General features: G+C 41.0%; 16 protein-coding genes and 1 other annotated feature. All 16 genes read left to right on the plus strand.

Annotated features, from left to right (window positions below):
* The first annotated feature begins 32 nt into the window (after positions 1–32).
* The 16 genes from DWV73_RS00250 (at position 33) to DWV73_RS00330 (ending at position 18086) form a co-directional block, all read left to right on the plus strand.
* On the plus strand, positions 33–245 hold the full coding sequence (locus tag DWV73_RS00250) for a ferrous iron transport protein A (protein WP_022360163.1): 213 nt from the start codon (positions 33–35) through the stop codon (positions 243–245).
* Between the two features lie 128 nt (positions 246–373).
* Positions 374–612 (plus strand) — a binding site (T-box leader).
* 195 nt (positions 613–807) lie between these two features.
* A complete protein-coding gene (leuS, locus tag DWV73_RS00255) occupies positions 808–3219 on the plus strand; it encodes a leucine--tRNA ligase (protein WP_022360162.1) in 2412 nt (803 codons plus the stop codon).
* 712 nt (positions 3220–3931) lie between these two features.
* Positions 3932–4627, plus strand: a complete 696-nt coding sequence (locus DWV73_RS00265; RefSeq protein WP_117795021.1) for a transcription termination/antitermination NusG family protein — start codon at positions 3932–3934, stop codon at positions 4625–4627.
* Positions 4587–5597, plus strand: coding sequence for a glycosyltransferase (locus tag DWV73_RS00270; protein ID WP_117795023.1), 1011 nt, complete (start codon positions 4587–4589; stop codon positions 5595–5597). Before DWV73_RS00265 ends, DWV73_RS00270 begins: the two co-directional genes overlap by 41 nt.
* A gap of 100 nt (positions 5598–5697) precedes the next feature.
* The gene (locus tag DWV73_RS00275) at positions 5698–7068 is read left to right on the plus strand and encodes an exopolysaccharide biosynthesis polyprenyl glycosylphosphotransferase (protein WP_107001637.1); all 1371 of its coding nucleotides are present in this window, start codon (positions 5698–5700) and stop codon (positions 7066–7068) included.
* Positions 7069–7219: 151 nt separating this feature from the next.
* On the plus strand, positions 7220–8191 hold the full coding sequence (locus DWV73_RS00280; protein ID WP_333549882.1) for a glycosyltransferase: 972 nt from the start codon (positions 7220–7222) through the stop codon (positions 8189–8191).
* Between the two features lie 111 nt (positions 8192–8302).
* Positions 8303–10171 carry a glycosyltransferase gene (locus DWV73_RS00285; protein ID WP_117795027.1) on the plus strand — a complete coding sequence of 623 codons (1869 nt, stop codon included), beginning with the start codon at positions 8303–8305 and terminating at the stop codon, positions 10169–10171.
* Positions 10158–10946: an ABC transporter permease gene (locus DWV73_RS00290; protein WP_117795029.1), complete on the plus strand. Its 789-nt coding sequence runs from the start codon at positions 10158–10160 to the stop codon at positions 10944–10946. The genes DWV73_RS00285 and DWV73_RS00290 overlap by 14 nt, the downstream gene beginning before the upstream one ends.
* 16 nt (positions 10947–10962) lie before the next feature.
* Positions 10963–11715, plus strand: a complete 753-nt coding sequence (locus DWV73_RS00295) for an ABC transporter ATP-binding protein (RefSeq protein ID WP_242995683.1) — start codon at positions 10963–10965, stop codon at positions 11713–11715.
* Entirely contained in the window at positions 11708–12673 is a 966-nt protein-coding gene (locus tag DWV73_RS00300; protein ID WP_117795031.1) for a hypothetical protein, read from the plus strand. The genes DWV73_RS00295 and DWV73_RS00300 overlap by 8 nt, the downstream gene beginning before the upstream one ends.
* Positions 12664–14172 carry a sugar phosphate nucleotidyltransferase gene (locus DWV73_RS00305; protein ID WP_117795033.1) on the plus strand — a complete coding sequence of 503 codons (1509 nt, stop codon included), beginning with the start codon at positions 12664–12666 and terminating at the stop codon, positions 14170–14172. The genes DWV73_RS00300 and DWV73_RS00305 overlap by 10 nt, the downstream gene beginning before the upstream one ends.
* 18 nt (positions 14173–14190) lie before the next feature.
* Entirely contained in the window at positions 14191–14781 is a 591-nt protein-coding gene (locus DWV73_RS00310) for an SIS domain-containing protein (protein ID WP_117795035.1), read from the plus strand.
* Positions 14778–15149, plus strand: a complete 372-nt coding sequence (locus tag DWV73_RS00315) for a hypothetical protein (protein WP_117795037.1) — start codon at positions 14778–14780, stop codon at positions 15147–15149. Before DWV73_RS00310 ends, DWV73_RS00315 begins: the two co-directional genes overlap by 4 nt.
* Positions 15150–15202: 53 nt before the next feature.
* Complete coding sequence (locus tag DWV73_RS00320; protein ID WP_117795039.1) at positions 15203–15733, plus strand: hypothetical protein; 531 nt, start codon at positions 15203–15205, stop codon at positions 15731–15733.
* A 10-nt stretch (positions 15734–15743) separates the two neighbouring features.
* Entirely contained in the window at positions 15744–16751 is a 1008-nt protein-coding gene (locus DWV73_RS00325) for a hypothetical protein (RefSeq protein WP_117795041.1), read from the plus strand.
* Positions 16752–16874: 123 nt separating this feature from the next.
* Positions 16875–18086, plus strand: a complete 1212-nt coding sequence (locus DWV73_RS00330) for a hypothetical protein (protein ID WP_242995684.1) — start codon at positions 16875–16877, stop codon at positions 18084–18086.
* Positions 18087–18151: the final 65 nt, after the last annotated feature.

The following is an 18151-nucleotide window of genomic DNA, read 5'->3' on the forward strand; positions in this document are numbered from 1 at the left end:
AGAAAGCGGAATATCAGTCAGGAGGTCGTTGTATGCAGTCGTTGGCAAAGGTGCAGGCGGGAGAGTCCTGTGAAATCAAGTGGATGTTTGGAAATGCGGATGTGATGAACTTTTTGGAGCGCTATGGAATCAAAGAAGGAAGCCGTATCCGGGTCCTTGGACGTGTGCTGGATGGTCTGATCATCGGAAATGGAAAGGTTCGGCTGGCACTGGGCGATGAAGTGGCAGAGCGGATTCAGGTGTAGGTTTGACGGTGATTGAAAGATTGTCGAAAATGTCATGTATTGAAAGAACGTCGAATCTGTCACGTGCAAGTTTGAGAAGGTCACGTTACTTGACATTTCTTCCCATTTATGCTATTCTACCAGATAGCACAAATGCAATGAACGGAAGTAGTAAGCCGCGAAATTTCTACAGAGAGCTGCCGGATGGTGTGAGGCAGCGGAAGGAAGCCGCCGAACTGGTCCGGGAGCAGCCTGTTGAAAGAAGTGTTTTTGAATACCCGAGTAGACAGAGCCGGTCATCCGCCGTTACAGGACGATGAGGAGCACACGGATTCCGTGTGAAATAGAGTGGTACCGCGCAGTTGGAATTTTCGCCCTGCGTCTCTATACAGGTAATGTAGAGACGCAGGGCGTTTTTGACGTTACCGGATTGAAAGAATGTCCGCAAGGGTTGGATGTTATGCAACTGCCAACGGACCAGTCGATTGCAATAATGAATCATCATTTTAGAGACTGGAGCCGGATTTTGACAGGAAATAGCAAAAAATCAGCGTGGGTTAAGCAGAAAACAGGAGGAACAAAGATGTCACAGTACAATCATACCGCCATTGAGAAAAAATGGCGCGAGAACTGGGAAAAACATCCCATCAATGTAAACGATGGAAAGAAAGAAAAATATTACTGCCTGGATATGTTCCCATATCCGTCCGGAAGTGGTCTGCACGTTGGTCACTGGAGAGGCTACGTTATTTCAGATGTATGGAGCCGTTATCAGCTGCTGCGCGGCAAATACGTGATCCATCCGATGGGCTGGGACGCATTTGGTCTGCCGGCAGAGAACTACGCGATCAAGATGGGCGTACACCCGGCTATCTCGACCGAGTCCAACATTAAAAATATTAAACGTCAGATCAACGAGATCGCAGCCATCTATGACTGGGATATGGAAGTAAATACCACAGATCCGGCATTCTACAAATGGACCCAGTGGATCTTCGTCCAGATGTTCAAAAAAGGCCTGGCATACGAGAAAGAATTCCCGATCAACTGGTGCCCGTCCTGTAAGACAGGTCTGGCAAACGAGGAAGTTGTCAACGGCTGCTGTGAGCGCTGCGGTACCCCGGTTACCAAGAAAAACTTGCGCCAGTGGATGCTCAAGATTACCGCGTACGCAGACCGCCTCTTAAATGATCTGGACAAACTGGACTGGCCGGAGAAGGTTAAAAAGATGCAGACTGACTGGATCGGTAAATCTTACGGTGCAGAGGTTGATTTCGGCGTAGAGGGACGCGATGAGAAGATCACCGTTTACACCACCCGCCCGGACACCCTGTACGGTGCAACTTTCATGGTACTGGCTCCGGAGCACGCGATGGCAAAGAGCCTGGCAACCGATGAGACCCGCGAGGCAGTAGAGAAATACATTTTCGATTCATCCATGCGTTCCAACGTAGACCGTCTGCAGGATAAGGAAAAGACCGGCGTATTTACCGGAACTTATGCAATCAACCCGATCAACGGTGCGAAGGTTCCGATCTGGCTGTCTGATTATGTATTAGCTGACTACGGTACAGGCGCTATCATGTGCGTACCGGCACACGATGACCGTGACTTCGAGTTTGCAAAGAAATTTAATATCCCGATCATCCAGGTTATCGCAAAAGATGGCAAAGAGATCGAGAACATGACTGAGGCGTATACCGAGGCGTCCGGCACGATGATCAACTCTGGCGAGTGGAATGGTATGGAATCTTCCGTACTGAAAAAAGAAGCGCCGGAAATGATTGAGAAGAGAGGTATCGGTCACAAGAGAGTCAATTATAAGCTGCGTGACTGGGTATTCTCCCGTCAGCGTTACTGGGGCGAGCCGATCCCGATCGTACACTGCCCGAAGTGCGGCAACGTACCGGTTCCGGAGGATCAGCTTCCGTTAAAACTTCCGGAGGTAGAAAGCTATCAGCCGACTGGTACCGGCGAATCCCCGCTGGCAGCCATCGACGAGTGGGTCAACACCACCTGCCCGTGCTGCGGCGCTCCGGCAAAACGTGAGACAAACACCATGCCGCAGTGGGCTGGATCTTCCTGGTACTTCCTGCGCTATGTAGATAACAAGAACGATAAAGAACTGGTATCCCGTGAGAAAGCAGACAAATATCTGCCGGTTGATATGTACATCGGCGGTGTTGAACATGCAGTACTGCATCTGCTGTATTCCCGTTTCTACACCAAGTTCCTGTGCGATATCGGTGTTATTGACTTCGACGAGCCGTTCAAGAAGCTGTTCAACCAGGGTATGATCACTGGTAAGAATGGTATCAAAATGAGTAAGTCGAAAGGAAATGTCGTATCCCCGGACGATCTGGTACGCGACTACGGCTGCGATTCCCTGCGTCTCTATGAGCTTTTCGTAGGACCGCCGGAACTGGATGCAGAGTGGGATGACCGCGGTATCGAGGGCGTATCCCGTTTCCTGAACCGTTTCTACAACCTGGTTATGACCAGCAAGGACAAAGACATCAAAGAGACCAAGGAAATGGTTAAACTGCGCCACAAACTGGTATTCGACATTGAGCAGCGTTTCGAGCAGTTCAGCTTGAATACCGTTATCTCCGGTTTCATGGAGTACAACAACAAGCTCATCGATCTGGCGAAGAAAGAGGGCGGCATCGACAAAGAAACCCTCAAGACCTTCACTATCCTGCTGGCACCGTTCGCACCGCATCTGGGTGAAGAGCTGTGGCAGGAGCTCGGCGGCACCGACAGTGTCTTCCATGCTTCCTGGCCGGAGTGCGATGCAGAGAAGATGAAGGATGACGAGAAAGAGGTAGCCGTTCAGATCAACGGAAGAGTCCGTGCGACCATCACCGTACCGGCAGACATCTCCAAAGAAGATGCTATCGCCGCTGGTAAAGAGGCTATCAAGGACAAGCTGACTGGAAATATCGTAAAAGAAATTTACGTTCCGGGACGGATTGTGAATATTGTTATGAAATAAATAAAAACGGCATGGGAAGAAGCAGAAGAATCTGTGACTTTTCTGTGCAGATAAGGTCAGCGGCCATACAGGGGAGAAAAACTGTGTGGTCGCTGTTTTTTGCCCGCTCCTTTTTCGCGTGCCTGCTATTTGATTTCCTAAATGATAAAATAAAATTATGTGATTTCAGAAGGGATAGGTGAATATGGGAATGTTTGTCAACCCGGACAATTCGGCATTTCAATCAGCCCTGAATGCAAAAAGCATTCTTGATGAGGAAAAACTCATTTGGAATGCTTTTTTGCTGTCTATACGAAACATTCCACATGAAGCTTCTGGGAGGAAGCGAAGGTGTGGAGTGCTATCGTTCAATAAAATTGTCTAAAAAGTCTACCAATTCAAAAGATAAATTTTATATCATAAATGCAACATAATAGCTTGTAGCTAGAAAAATCAGAATAAAAAATTTCGCAGAATATCTAGTTCTGCGAAAATAAAAGGTTTTATATGCAGAACCCAAATGCCGTATTGACAAAAGCTTCAAAAGCAAAGGGAAATATTATATGAGAATTTCAGAAATTTTTGTTCAGAAATGACGACTTAATAATTTCATAAGAGATTCTTGGGAGAAACTTCTATTGAATTAACCTTGAAAGTATCGTATAATGATTGAAGATTTTCGCAGAACTAGATATTCTGCGAAAATCGCAAACATGAAAGGGAGAACGCCTGTATGTGGTACGTGGTGCAGACACCTGTGGGACGCGAGGCAGAAGCGGCAGAAAAACTGAATCATTTTTATCGGGATAAGGCTGAAAAGCCTTGTTTTGTGTTGTCCAAAGAACGGACCTGGCGGATGGGCGGTGTCTACTATGTAGATACGGAAGTCATGTTTCCGGGCTATGTGTTTGTGGACACGGCGGATGAGCCGGTTTTGGAAGACGGAGTGAAATGTCTGGCGGGGCTGGTTCGATTTCTGAATGCTGGTTCGGAAGCGCATCCATATGGAACGGCAGTCCCCTTAAAAAAAGAGGAAGAGAAATTTCTGAAAGAACTTCTTCGGGAGGATTCTTCTCACACCGTCCGGCGGTTTCTGGTGCGGGCAAATGACGCGGGGGAGATCGAATGGGCGGAAGGAGTGCTTGGTGAGATGCTGCCAAAGATCATCCGGAAGCGGCTGCGGAAACGAATCGTGACGATTCAGGCAGAACTGCTGAACGAAGCACGACAGGTAGAGCTGGCAATCCGGATGGAAGATGATCCGGAGGCAGTTTTCCCAAAGAAAGGACCCCTGAACCCTAAAAATCTTTCAGGAGATTTCCAGGAAAACGATTTTAGCCGGGTATCGGTCTCTGGAAAGAACCCATCAAAAAAGATAACAAGATTACATGGAGCGGAGAACGATGGAACAAAGCTGGCAGCAGAATAATGAGTATGAGTGTATGAAATATTCGGTTCTGATGCCGGTATATCACAAAGAAAATCCAGCGTATTTCTATCAGGCGGCAGCCAGCATGATGAATCAGACGATTCCTCCAGATGAATTTGTCCTGGTATGCGATGGACCGTTGACACCAGTGTTGGATGAAACGATCCAGACGATTGACCGGGAATGGCCGGGAGTTCTGCAGGTGCTTCGCCTTCCTGTATGCGGCGGAATCGCACGGGCGCTGGCAGCAGGTGTAGAAGCGTGCCGAAATGAATGGATCGCCCGCATGGACAGTGATGATATTGCCTGTCCGGATCGCTGTGAAAAGCAGCTGAAACGATATGCAGAAGAAGCAGCGGGCAAATTGCTGGGAAAGAAAGCAGAACAGGGGAAACTCGGACTTCTGAGCGGAAAAATTGCAGAATTTGCCGCAGCAGAAGTGCCAGAACAGGAAAATGTAGATAACCTAAATGCGCCAGATAGAGGTGAAATTGGAAGTGGGATGAATGGAAAATTGTTTCCGCCGGGCAGAATCACTGGAATTCGGTCACTTCCCTGCCAATATAAAGAAATTTTAACGTTTGCCAGAAAGCGCAATCCGATGAACCATATGGCCGTCATGATGCGGCGTTCAGCTGTGCTGGCGGTGGGAAACTATCATCCGGTTCCGGGGGCGGAGGACTATGAATTGTGGGTCCGTCTTTTGCAGGCAGGATATAAAGCAGAAAATCTTTCGGATATTCTGGTGTATGCGAGAACGGACAATGGGATGATCAAACGCCGCGGCGGTCTGTCCTATGCCAGGGCCGCTCTGAATCTGCAGAAAACGTTTTTTAAAAGTGGATTTTTAAATAGAAGAGAGTATCTGCGAAACTGCGTGATCCGCGTTACTGCAAGTCTGATTCCGGCATCCGTGCGTGGAATACTCTATCAGAAAAAATTGAGAGGAACGCTTTCTGAGGATGCTTAGTGTTCCTATAAAAAGAAACAGGCAGATTACCTGGAATAGAATTACACGTTGGGTTCTGTGGAGTTCGGCCTGAATAAAAACAAAAAGAAGAGGAACTATTTTGAGACAATATGAACCATTCAAACGACTGTTCCGTCTGATAGGTGCGCTGCTCCTGATGGGGGCAGAAGTTGGCGCTTATGGATATGTCTGGAACGGATATTTCAACAAAATGATCGAATTTCCGTTCTGGAGAAGAGGAAACTGGCTGATGATCGCCCTGTATGCGGGACTATTACTATTTTTCCTGCTGACTTACGGGGGATTCCGGATCGGATACCTGAAAAAAGGAAATCTGCTCTGTTCTCAGATCCTTTCGATCGGACTTTTAAATCTGATTACGTATATTCAGATTTCTCTGTTAGATAAAAAATTTCATGATCCCCGGATACTGCTTGGGATGACGGTTGTCCAGCTTTTGATTGCACTGATCTGGACGTTCCTGTTTCAGCAGATATACAGGATTCTGTTTCCGCCAAGAAGAATGCTTTTGGTATGCGGAGACCGTCCGGCCTTTCATCTGATGGAAAAGATTCATTCCAGAGAGGACAAGTATTATCTGGAAACGGCGATTCATATCGGCGTCGGCATAAAAGCCATTCTCGAAGAGGCGAAAAAATATGATGCCCTGATTATCGGAGATATTCCGGCGAAGGATCGAAATGCGCTTTTAAAGAAATGTTTTGAGCAGGATATCCGGACCTACACGGTGCCGAAATTATCGGACATTCTGATCCGGACTTCCCAGGAATTAGATATCTTTGACAGTCCTCTGCTATTATCGAGAAATGATGGCATATCGGATCTTCAGCGATTTATTAAGCGGGCGATGGATTTCATCTGTTCGAGCATCGGAATCGTGGTATTATCTCCATTCTTTCTTCTGGTGGCGCTGTCGATCTACCTGACCGACCGCGGTCCGGTCTTTTACAAGCAGACCCGTCTCACAGAAGGCGGAAAAGAATTTCAGATCTGCAAATTTCGGACGATGATCCAGAACGCGGAGGCAAAAACCGGGGCGAGACTGGCAGCGGAACACGATGATCGGATCCTGCCGGTGGGACATTTTCTTCGGAGAACTCGCCTGGACGAGCTGCCGCAGCTTTTCAATATCTGGAAAGGTGAAATGTCGATCGTAGGACCGCGTCCGGAACGCCCGGAGCTGGCGGCGGAGATCGAGAAAGAAATCCCGGAATTCTGCTACCGCTTAAAGATGAAAGCCGGACTGACCGGATATGCGCAGGTCTATGGAAAATACAATACAACGTCCTATGACAAACTGAAACTGGATTTGACTTACATACGAAATTACTCTCTGCTTCTTGACCTGAAGCTCATCCTGATGACACCGAAGATCATGATGCTCAAAGAGAGTACGGAAGGAGTCGCAGACAATGGAAAAGCTTCTGACAGTCGTCATCCCGGCGTATAACGCAGAAAAATATATCACATATACCCTGGATTCACTGTGCGCAGGGTGCAGAGACCGGGATTTGGAAAAGAAAAATCAGAGCTGGACAGGAAATGAAACGGAATCAAACATTCAAACCGTATCAGCAAGAATGTCTGATTTTCAACTAGGTATGGATTGGTCCGAATACCTGGAAATATTGATTATAGACGATGGATCAAGGGATCAAACCGGTGCGATTGCCGATCAATATGCGGAGCGCTATCCGACCGTTGTCCGTGTCATTCATAAAGAAAATGGCGGTCATGGATCTGGGATCAACTGCGGCATCCAGAATGCATCGGGGCGATATATGAAAGTAGTCGATGCCGATGACTGGGTGGATCCGGAGGCATTGGATCACTTGATTGCTGCGCTGAAAAACTGCCGGGATGATGTGCTGGTCAGCGGTTTCTACTGGCGGTTTGACAACGGAAGCGGAGAGGAAAGTTCCTTTCCGAAAAAAGCAGAAATTCCAGAACCATTTTCAGGGGTGAAATATGGGATTTCCTATGAATTCGATGGAATCGCGGATCAGATTTATATGAAAATGCATGGAATTACCTGGAGGACGGAGATTCTGCGGCAGATGCCGCTTTCGATCGATGAACACTGCTATTACGTTGATGCCGAATACATCCTGTATCCGATTCCGTGGGTCAAGACCGTATCCTTTATCCCGGACTTTATCTATCAGTACCGGATCGGTCGGGAAGGACAGAGTGTCAGCCCGGAGAAGATGATCAGGAATAAGGAAAATTATGACCGGGTGATGGAATCCCTGCTGTCATTTTATCGTCTCTATCAGGGGGGAACACTTACCGGAAAAGACGGAAAGAAGCTTCCATGCAGTCAGGAAAAGCTACAGTATCTTGAAAATGGAATCGCCAGGGTGGCAGCTGGGAGAGTGAAGATACTTCTGAGCCTTCCGGCAGGCAAGGAAGTAAAGCATGCATTGGTGCAGTTTGAAGATGAATTACTTCGGGACTATCCGGAAGTTTACCATGCGAACCGAAATAAGGCGGTGAAGCTGCTGCGGGTAAGCCGGTATGGGCTGTACCGGGCGGCGGTGTGGGCGCTTGGGCGTAGCAGAAGGAAGTTCTAAAAATGAAGATAGATCCGTCAGAGATATAAAGACAGATTAGAAACTATATAATCCCAAAACATGGAATGAGGAACGGCAGTTCCTAAAAGGACTGAAAAGGAGACACAGCGGATGCGTCTACAAAATATACGATTTCCGGAAGCAGATATCTGCAGGGAAGAAGAACTGTATTTCCATCGAAATGGAGAATGGGTCGATTTCAATGGATATTTCAACCTTTTCTATATCGAAAAAAGGAAGAAGTACACAAACCAGGAAAGTTTGACGCTGCACCTGGAATTGAATGGCTGTCAGGCAATTCGTCTGATGCTGGATGAGAATATCATTCAGGAAAAGACGCTGACAGGTGGGAAAGAAACTCTGGAGATGGAGTTCCCATATTCGAAGACAGAGCAAGGAGTTTTCTGGTTTTCGGTCAAAATAGAGAAAAGCTCCGGGGCAGAGAATTCATTCGAAAAATCAGCAGCGAAGACAGAAGAAAATAGTGTCTGCGATATATCTGCGCATGTAAAGGGCTGGTATGAAGGAACCTGCCAGAACGAAAAGCCGGTGCGGATCGCGGCAGTCGTCTGCACGTTCAAACGGGAGCCCTATGTGTTTCGAAATTTGAAGAGTGTTCTCCGTTTTCTGGAAGAGCCGGAAAATGCTTCTCTGAACCTCTGCTACTGGCTGGTAGATAATGGTCGAACTCTTTCAGAACATGAAGAGATCAGCCGTCTGGCGGTCCGATATCCAGACACAATTCGGATCATACCAAACCGTAACGTCGGCGGCGCAGGCGGTTTTACCAGAGGCATGATCGAGGCGATTGAAGAAAAAGAACGTCTTGGCTTAACACATGTCCAGATGATGGACGATGATGCTGTTATGGATCCAGAACTGTTTGTGCGGGCGTATGGGTTCCTGGGGATGCGGAAGGATGAGTGGGAGGACATCACGCTGGGAGGAAGTCTTTTGCGGGAAGATTTTCCGTATATTCAGCAGGCATCTGGAGAATGGTTTAAAGATTTTGCAGTTCAGAATGATTTTCCGCTTGCTGATTTGAGAGATTATAAGACTTGTACGGAGTCTTATATGTGTGAAGCTGCTCATAAGAATACACCGTATTCCGGCTGGTGGTGCTGTTGCATGAGTCTGAATGTAGTAAGAGAAGATAATCTGCCGATACCGCTGTTTCTGCATCACGATGATATCGAGTTTGGCATCAGAAACCAGAAAAATGGAATCGTCTTTTTGAATGGTTTTGGAGTCTGGCATAAAGGATTTGAACTGACATTTCCGGGAGTGAATACCTATTATGATGTTAGAAATACGTTAATTACAACAGTCTTAACACAGCCTGAAAAAAGCCGCTGGGAGATCCTGAAGTGGGTTTGGAAGAGAATTACCGTGTCTGTGATTGAATTTCGATATGGAGAAATGAAACTGGTGTATCAGGCATTTCGGGATTTTTGCAAGGGACCGGAATGGCTTTATAAGACAGATGCGGAAAAGTTGAATAATTGGCTCAGAGATCAGGTTAAGATGGAACCGATTCAAGACTTGGAAAAAGAGCTGACAGCAGAAGAATATCTTCGGATTCGGCAGTATATCCAGGAGTACAAAGATTCCTATGGAATGAAAAATGTAAGGAATTATTTCAGCCCAGCACGAAAAATGACGAAGCTGATAAAGAAAGTAACGTTTAATGGGTGGCTTCTTCCGGCGAAAAAGGAAGTGATACCGCTGTCTCCGATAGATCCGCCGTTTGATGCATTTCGAAGAAATAGAATCGTTTTATTTGAGCCTTTTTCAGGAAAATGTTTGGTTGGAAGCAGGAGATACTCAAAACTGGTACAGGCGGTTTGCATGTATATCAGTACGGGAATCAACTTGAAAAACTTGGTACAGGCAGAAGAAGCGTACAGGAAAGGGGTAAAAAAGATAACGAGGGAGGATGCCTGGAAACGTTATCTGAAGATAAGAAATGAATCGATTTAAGAGACAGCTAAATGGATTTTATCAGTACAGGCATTTATTGCAGGAACTGGTAGAACGAGATATTAAATTGAAATATAGGAGAAGTTTTTTGGGATATGTATGGAGCATTCTGAATCCATTGATGATCATGATCATCATGGTGGCTGTTTTTTCCAATATGTTTCGGTTTGATATAGAGAATTATCCCGTGTATCTGATTATTGGACAAACTATTTTCAATTTTGTATCTGAATCGACGAATCAGGCAATGTGGTCGATTACGGGAAATGCGTCATTGTTGAAGAAGACGTATGTTCCTAAATATATTTTTACTTTATCGAAGGTTACCAGTGCTTGCGTAAATACTATCTTTTCATTGGGTGCAATGTTGATCGTATTTGTTGTATGCAAGGTAAAGCTAAATGTATATATGCTGTTCATTCCAGTGATTATATTGCAATTATATGTGTTTTGCATTGGCATGGGAATGTTTTTATCACAGGGAAACGTTTTCTTTCGCGATATTCAATATATATATTCAGCTTTTGTAACAGCTTGGATGTATGTAACACCGATTTTTTATCCATTAAGTCAATTACCAGATGAACTTGCATGGGGGATAAGAACATTTAATCCATTATATTTATATATTACACAATTTAGGCAGATTGTATTGAATCAGGTTATGCCAGATATGACTTTAATTATTAATGGATGTTTAGTAAGTACGGCAGTATTGCTGATTGGAACTCTATGCTTTATGAAAAATCAGGATCGTTTTATTTTATATATTTAAAAACGGAGGAAAAATTGTGGCGGATAATGAACAATATGCAGTGGAAGTAGAACATGCAGTCGTTCGATTTAATATCGCATCTGAACGAATAGATAATTTAAAAGAATATTTTATTAAATTGATAAAAAGGGAATTGATGTTCAAAGAATTTTTGGCATTAAAAGATGTTAGCTTTTCTGTGAAAAAAGGAGAATCCTGGGGAATAATCGGAACAAATGGCTCGGGAAAATCGACCCTTTTGAAACTGATATGTGGAATATTAAAACCGTATAAAGGAAGTGTAAAGGTAAACGGGAAAATTGCTCCAATGATTGAGTTGGGAGCTGGATTTGATGGTGATTTAACTGCAAGCGAAAATATTTTTTTAAATGGTGCTGTGCTGGGATATGATAAAAAATTTATGAAAGAGCATTTCGATGAAATTGTAGAATTTTCAGAGTTGAAAGATTTTTTGGAAATGCCTATAAAAAATTATTCGTCCGGTATGGCTGCCAGATTGGGATTTGCGATTGCTACAGTTGTAAGACCAGATATCCTTATTTGCGATGAAGTATTATCAGTAGGTGATTATGCCTTTCAGCAGAAATGTGAAAAAAGAATGAATCAGATGAGAGAAGAGGGAACGACGCTTTTGTATGTATCGCATTCGATTGATTCGGTTAGAGAAGTATGCGACCACGCACTGTGGCTGGATAAGGGAGTTGTTAGAATGGCTGGAGATGTGGAATCGGTAGCAAATGCATATATGGGAGAATGTACACATGAGTAATAAAGTACATTTAATAAAAAGAGCGATTGAAGTTGCTTATGATAACGCAAAATACTCCATGTATGAAGTGCCTAAAGGAATATTAAAATGCAAAAAAAAGTTGTGCAACGTACATACTCATTACATTGTTATATGTGATCATATTGGAGATTTTCTGATAACAATGGGATATATAAAGGCATACAGAGAAAAGAATAATATAAAGCATATTACTATCTGTATCACGCAGAAATTTATTCCGCTGTTAAGAAATTATTCGGAATATTTTGATGCATATAAAATTCTGGACATACAAGAATTGTATGAAATTCTGAAAATTGGGTCGACTAAATTTGGTTGTCATGCATTATTAAAGATGCCCAATATAACACTTGTAAATCCAGGCAATGCGTTTGTATTGGAATATTTTGAGTATATAAAATATTTTCCGAATATTTCTCTTCATGATTGTATTAAATATGGAATATTTCATTTGAAAAAAGAAGAAGAGTTTGTGGTACCAAAGGTCAGGATAAAAGAAAATAACGAAAACGAATTAAAGAAGGTTCTTATATGCCCAGATGCTCAATTCTTAAGGAAAAAAGAAAATAATATATTCTTAGAAAAAATAGTAGAGGAATTAATAAAAGGCGGATATTCAATTTATACTAATACACCATTTAAAGATGAGAAAGCACTTCCGAGAACACAAAGTAAAAAAATGTCATTGCAAGAAGTATGTGATTTTACTTTTAATGGAGGAGTTGTAATTGGTATAAGAAGTGGATTGTTTGATTTGCTTGCATATATACCAGGGAGAATTGTGACGATATATCCGGATAAGGAGTATTTTTCTTTGTTTGATTTAAAATCATTACCTAATACAAAAGCAGATATGCTTCAGGTGTTTGAAAATGAAGAACTAGAAACAGAAGTAAAAAAAATAAAAAAATTTATTGGAGGAGAAAAATGGCAGTAGACTATATTGTTATTCAAGCGGGAGGAAAAGGAACAAGATTAAAGCACTTGACAAAAAATAAACCTAAGGGAATAGTGCCAGTTAATAATTTGCCGATTATTTTTCATTTGTTTCGAAAATATCCTAATAAACATTTTATTATTATTGGTGATTATAAGCATGAAATTTTGGAAGAATATTTAGAAGCGTTTTGTAAAGTGAAATATATTACAGTCAAAGCAGATAAAACAGGTACATGTGCAGGAATAGAGAAAGCATTACAGTATATACCGGATAAACATTCATTTATGCTGATTTGGTCGGATTTGATATTAGGAGATAGTATAAATATCGAGCAGTGCATAGATGATAATTTTATCGGTATTTCGAAGGACTTTGAATGCAGATGGTCTTATAAACAGGAAAGTTTTCAAGAATCTCCATCAAAGGAGCATGGTGTAGCAGGAATGTTTGTTTTCAAAGAAAAAGCGTTGCTGAGAAATGTACCAGCCGAAGGAGAATTTGTGCGTTGGTTAGGAACAACAGAAATCCAATTTAAAGAGTTTCCGTTGAATGGAACTAGAGAAGTAGGAACTTTACTTGCGCTTGAGGAAACATCACAAATACAGTACAGATGCCGTCCGTTTAATTCAATGGAAGAGAAAGGTAATATTTTAATAAAAAGACCGGTGGATGAGCAGGGAGAAAAGCTGGCTGTTCGAGAAAGAAATTGGTATCAAGAAGTAAGTAAATATAATTTTAAGCAAATTCCAACATTATATGAGTTAAATCCATTAACAATGGAAAAGATAGATGGAAAAAATATTTACCAGGTAGATTTGACATTAGATGAAAAGAAGATAGTAATTGATAATTTGATTGATTCATTGAATAAATTGCATTCATTGAAAAAGGTTTCTGCAGATGCATTTAGTATGGTAGAGGCATATTATCATAAGACGATGAATCGTTTAGAAAGTGTTCGAGATTTAATACCGTTTGCAGATAGAGAGTACATTCGTATTAATGGTAAAAATTGCAGAAATCCATATTTTTATAAGGCGTCAATACGAGATAAGGTTGAAAATGAATTATGCAATGAAAAAGAGTTTGCTTTAATTCACGGTGATTGTACATTTTCAAATACAATGGTAGATAAATCTCTTAACATTATTTTCTTAGATCCAAGAGGATATTTTGGATTTAAGGAATTATATGGCGATGAAAAATATGATTGGGCGAAAGCATATTATTCAATTGCTGGAGACTATGATCAGTTTAATAATAAAAAATTCAAGCTGGAAATAGAAGAAGGTCAAGTTAAATTGCAGATAGAAACTAATGGCTGGAAAGATGTGGCAGATTACTATTTAAGTAAAATAGAAAATGTTGAACCTGAAAAAATCAAGTTTTTACATGCTTTGATTTGGCTTTCATTAACTACATATGCATGGGAAGACTTTGACTCTATATGTGGGGCTTTTTATCAGGGAACTTATTTATTAGAGGAAATTTTATAGTAAAGGAGATAAAATATAATGTTAAAATACTTTAATGATATTATGAATACATGTGAGGAGTCATTAAGATCACTTGATGTAAAACAGTTTGAACGGTTAATTGATCATTGCATAAAATGTATCGATAATGGAGGTAAAATTGTTGCTAGTGGTTTAGGTAAAAATGTTCCGATTTGCGAGAAGTTTGTTGGAACAATGAATTCTCTCGGTATGGATGCGCGTTTTTTACATACTAATACAGCAGTGCATGGTGACTTGGGAATGGTCGGAAAAAATGATATTGTGCTTCTTCTTTCCAAAAGCGGAAATACGGTTGAATCAGTTATGCTGGCCAATTATTTACTTGAACGAGGAACTGAAACATGGCTGCTAAGTTTTAGTAAACAGTCTAAATTGATTCCGATTTTAAAGGAGCATCTTATTTTAGATTTAAAAAATGAGGGAGACGAATGGAATATTGTTCCAAACAATTCGACTACTGTATATTTAATTCTTCTTCAGGGTTTAGCAATGCAGATTGCTAAAAAAAGAGGCGTTACATTAGATGATTTTAAAGTCAATCATCCAGGTGGTGGAATAGGAGCTAAATTAAGAGGAGAAAAAATATGAAACTGACATTATCTGCATTACCGCACACGTGGATCTTGGATCTGGACGGAACAATAGTAGTGCATAATGGATATAAAATGTACGGGAAAGATGTTTTTTTGGATGGAGCAAAGGAATTTCTTTGCTCTATTCCACGGGAAGATATGATTGTTTTTCTGACATCTCGAAAAAAGGAATATGCAGATGTAACAGAAACATTTTTGAATGAAAATGGAATTAGATATAATACGATTGTTTATGAGGCTCCGTATGGAGAGCGCATTTTAGTCAATGATAATAAACCTTCTGGATTGAAAATGGCTTATGCGGTTTGTATGGAGAGAGATGCGAAGAATGAGTTGAGTGTTGAGTTTAACGATAAATTATAACAAATGAAAGGTTATGAGAAAGTTACTTGATAGGTTAATATAGGAGTATAAAGATGAGAATTGGTATTAAATTGCTCTCTAATTATTTAGATGCTTTTAAAGGATTTGGATTGTGGCATAGAATTGTACATTCCTATAATCGTAAATCAAACGAATTTGTTATTGTTTTACCGCCTATAAAAGAAGATAGAGAATGTGTTTATTATACATTGCTTCATTTAGATGAGTTTTTGAATAGAGTTTATGCCAACACTGCGATTCTAATATCATCGGATGCCATAATAAAAGAAATAATACCATATTTTTCTAAAAGAGTTAGGGCTATAGTTCTTTTGAAAGAAAATAATATTGATAAAATATTAAGTTATTATTCATTATGTCCATTTGATGACAGAATTGTTGTTTCTTCATTAACACGTCCGGAAGGGCGTGACGGAATTGAATTGATAGGGAAAAATGATATTTCTAAAGAAGAACTAGTAGTGATTGGTCTTTTAAAGTTGAGTAAATTAAAAAAGAAACAAGAAAAAATATATCACGGTAATAATGAAGAAATAAAAGCTTTTTTTGATTCTGTTAAATAAAGGGGTAATAATGAATAAAGTAATTGGACGAGAAAAAGCAAAAGAAATACTAAATTTAAAATATCCATCAATATATAAATTGTTGTCATATGCGGTAAGTAATTATCGAGGGTATATTTTGTATAATAAATTAAATGGTAAATTTGGAAAGAACCATACATTATTTTTATGCCCACATAAAGCTACAGGAGATGTTTATATATTTGGATTATATTTTCCGGAATATATCAAACAAAATAAAATAAATGAATACATCTTTTGTGTTGTGGGTAAGGGTGATGCAAAAGTAGCAAAAATGTATAATATTGTTAATGTGGTTCCAATAACCCAACGAGAAATGGATGATTTGGTTCGCTTTTCGCTTTTTGTTGGAAGAAAGTTAACAAATATAAAAATATTACATTATAGAGCGATCAGTATGCATATGGGGATAGTAGACAATATGCGGAATTATAAATCGTTAAATTTTAATGATATGCTTTTATATATTGTTTTTAAATTAGACCAAAAGGCTATCAAAGAGAGACCGTTGTTTGGTGCTGATGATGATTATGTTAATAAGTTTTTTGAAGAGCGAAATTTAAAAAAACATAATACAATAATTTTATCGCCATATTCAAATTCGATTCCTTGTATTTCGTCAGATTTTTGGGGAATGTTAGCCGAAAGATTGACGTTAGAAGGATATAATGTATGTACCAATAGTATTGGAAGTAATGAGCCTGTTATTCCGGGAACAACAGCGATATTCTTTTCATATGAGCAATCAAAAGAATTCCTTGAATATGCAGGATATTTTGTTGGTATTAGGAGTGGGTTATGTGATATTATTAGTAGTTTTAAGTGTAAGAAAATAATTATAAATCAACCGGGAATAAAATTTGGTGTTGGGAATTCAATGGAGTATTTTAGTTTGCGTGATATGGGACTAGATGAAGAGGCTGTTGAATTGGAGTACGATGATACTTTTCGTGACAGAATAGTTGACTTTATAGTTGAAGAAATTCAGTCGAACTAAAATTAATATCTTCCTGTACTATCTTTTGGATTACAACAGAATAAACTGAATGGCATATAAACCTTCAAGCGAATTCATATAGAATTAGTTGGTTTGAAGGTTTATTTTATGGAGGAATATAAAATGCAATGCTTATTTTTTTACACAGCCGTCCTCACCAAACAATTCTACCTTCTCCCCAGCGGCAGCATCGGCATCGCGGATTTGTTTTTCGCCGTATCAGGTGTTCTGACCTTTGCTCTGGCCCGGAGAAGTGGTAAAAAAATCTGGTATCAGGAGGATCTGCCCTGGGCTGTCTTCCTGATATTTGCAGCTGTCATTAATGGCATTTATTTTGTTCGGACAGGAAAAGGAAGTTTTCCGTTACATACGCTTTATTGGATTTATTCTGCATTCCTGATCTGGACGTTCCGGACACTTTATTCGGATTCGTTTATGCGGGGACTTTGCTGGATGTGCCGGATCAACCTGGTGTTTCAGACAATTGTTTTGATTTCCGGACGCGGACGCTATTTTCATGAGAGCTGGGGCGGTTCCCGGTTTATGGGAACGTTTAATGATCCGAACCAGTTTGCATTTTTCATTTTTACGATGATTCTGGTGCTTTTTATGGAATACCGGCGGAAGGCAGAGTATACAGTCAAGACACGGATTGCGTGCTGGGGAATGTTTTTTCTGGGAGTTTTTCTGATTGGAAAAGCAAAATCAACCGGTATGTTTGTGGGACTGCTTGTCTTTTTTGTAATATTGACATGGCAGTTTTTCTGGGAAAGATGCACGCACTCAAAGTATAAAAAACTCTGGTGGTTCGGCGGGGCAGCTGTTGTAGTGATGCTGGCGCTGGGCGTCTATCTGATCTGGCCAGGGGCAAATTTTGATGTTTCGCAGACGGATTATACGCTTCTTTCCAGAATTCAGCAGAAGATCTGGAAACTGGCAAATGGAAATCTCTATGATCTGCTGTATGACAGAAGTGCGGAACGGCTGGTATTGACGCCTCAGTATCTGTTTTATGGAGCGGGAGAGGGCTTTTTTGAACGTTTTATTCCGTATGATGGATTTGAGAAGCTTCTGAGTCCGGGCGTGTTTGATGTTTTTCATGTTAATGAGATTCATTCCAGCTTTTTTGATGTCTGGTTTTCGTATGGACTGATTCCTACCACATTTCTGGTGTATTGGATTGTGAAAAATGTGATTCGGTGTGAGAAAGCGCAGAGGGCGGCGGTGCTGGCACTTCTGGCAGAGAGTTTTACGCTGATGAACTGCAGGCAGCCGTTTTTCTGGTTTGTTATTGTGATGGCGGGGATGTCTGGGAAGAAGGGAAGAAGGACATGAATTTGAAACATCAAAAGTTTGTTAAAAAAGGATGTTATTCTGCTTGCATCTCCTGTAAGGATATG

The organism is Clostridium sp. AF12-41 (genome assembly GCF_003461685.1).
Classification (GTDB): domain Bacteria; phylum Bacillota; class Clostridia; order Lachnospirales; family Lachnospiraceae; genus Otoolea; species Otoolea fessa.

Excerpts from the sequence above, each read along its gene's own strand:
- DWV73_RS00250 (WP_022360163.1), top strand. The coding sequence starts at position 33 with ATGCAGTCGTTGGCAAAGGTGCAGGCGGGAGAGTCCTGTGAAATCAAG.
- leuS (WP_022360162.1), top strand. The coding sequence starts at position 808 with ATGTCACAGTACAATCATACCGCCATTGAGAAAAAATGGCGCGAGAAC.
- DWV73_RS00265 (WP_117795021.1), top strand. The coding sequence starts at position 3,932 with ATGTGGTACGTGGTGCAGACACCTGTGGGACGCGAGGCAGAAGCGGCA.
- DWV73_RS00270 (WP_117795023.1), top strand. The coding sequence starts at position 4,587 with ATGGAGCGGAGAACGATGGAACAAAGCTGGCAGCAGAATAATGAGTAT.
- DWV73_RS00280 (WP_333549882.1), top strand. The coding sequence starts at position 7,220 with ATGGATTGGTCCGAATACCTGGAAATATTGATTATAGACGATGGATCA.
- DWV73_RS00285 (WP_117795027.1), top strand. The coding sequence starts at position 8,303 with ATGCGTCTACAAAATATACGATTTCCGGAAGCAGATATCTGCAGGGAA.
- DWV73_RS00290 (WP_117795029.1), top strand. The coding sequence starts at position 10,158 with ATGAATCGATTTAAGAGACAGCTAAATGGATTTTATCAGTACAGGCAT.
- DWV73_RS00300 (WP_117795031.1), top strand. The coding sequence starts at position 11,708 with ATGAGTAATAAAGTACATTTAATAAAAAGAGCGATTGAAGTTGCTTAT.
- DWV73_RS00305 (WP_117795033.1), top strand. The coding sequence starts at position 12,664 with ATGGCAGTAGACTATATTGTTATTCAAGCGGGAGGAAAAGGAACAAGA.
- DWV73_RS00310 (WP_117795035.1), top strand. The coding sequence starts at position 14,191 with ATGTTAAAATACTTTAATGATATTATGAATACATGTGAGGAGTCATTA.
- DWV73_RS00315 (WP_117795037.1), top strand. The coding sequence starts at position 14,778 with ATGAAACTGACATTATCTGCATTACCGCACACGTGGATCTTGGATCTG.
- DWV73_RS00320 (WP_117795039.1), top strand. The coding sequence starts at position 15,203 with ATGAGAATTGGTATTAAATTGCTCTCTAATTATTTAGATGCTTTTAAA.
- DWV73_RS00325 (WP_117795041.1), top strand. The coding sequence starts at position 15,744 with ATGAATAAAGTAATTGGACGAGAAAAAGCAAAAGAAATACTAAATTTA.
- DWV73_RS00330 (WP_242995684.1), top strand. The coding sequence starts at position 16,875 with ATGCAATGCTTATTTTTTTACACAGCCGTCCTCACCAAACAATTCTAC.